We start from the raw sequence: 698 nt of genomic DNA on the forward strand, positions 1-698 counted from the left end.
GACTGCCCGAGTGCTATGTAGCCGTACGCGAAGGACTTCGAGGCGAGCGCGCTGCCCACCGAGGGGCCGGGGTAGGCGGTGCCGGTGCCGGCGGTCCAGGACTCGGTGACGGGGTGGACGGAGACCGGGCGCGGCTTGCAGGAGGCGGAGTCGAAGTTCACGACCTGGAGCTGCACACCGAAGATCTGGTGGTACCTGAGCTCTTCGTCGAGTCCGGGGAAGCCGAGGTACGCGGCGGAGGCGCCGTTCGGGCCCTTGCCGACCTGGAGTTCGCTGGAGCCGACGACGGAGCCGCCGCCGCGGACCGTCATGGAGGTGGAGGCGGAGGTGGTGTCGACGGAGGGGTCGACGCGGACGGGGTAGGCACGGGCCGGGTCGGCGAGCCACTCCCGGTCGGCGGTCACCTTCAGCGCCTGGCCGCCGTCCTGCCCCTGGACGAGTTCGTACGTCACGGCGTTCGAGACGGCCTGGGCGGCGTCCTCCATGAACCCGGCCGGGACGACGGCGCGGGTGCGGCCCTCGGCGTCGGTCAGCAGAATCGATCCGCCGTCGACCTTGGCGGTGAGGCCCTTCAGGCGGAGCGGGAAGACGAAGCTGTTCGGGGCGGTGGCGGACTTCAGGACGAGGGTCTCCTTGACGCCGCCGGCCTGCGAGTCGAGCCAGAGGTCGGTCTCGGGAAGCACCTGCTGGTAAGCGAC

General features: G+C 71.2%; 1 protein-coding gene. It reads right to left on the minus strand.

The features are described 5' to 3' along the window. A partial coding sequence (locus ALMP_RS34680; protein ID WP_264935725.1) for a hypothetical protein occupies positions 1-698 on the minus strand: 698 nt, incomplete at both ends.

This window comes from Streptomyces sp. A012304, assembly GCF_026008495.1.
GTDB lineage: Bacteria > Actinomycetota > Actinomycetes > Streptomycetales > Streptomycetaceae > Streptomyces.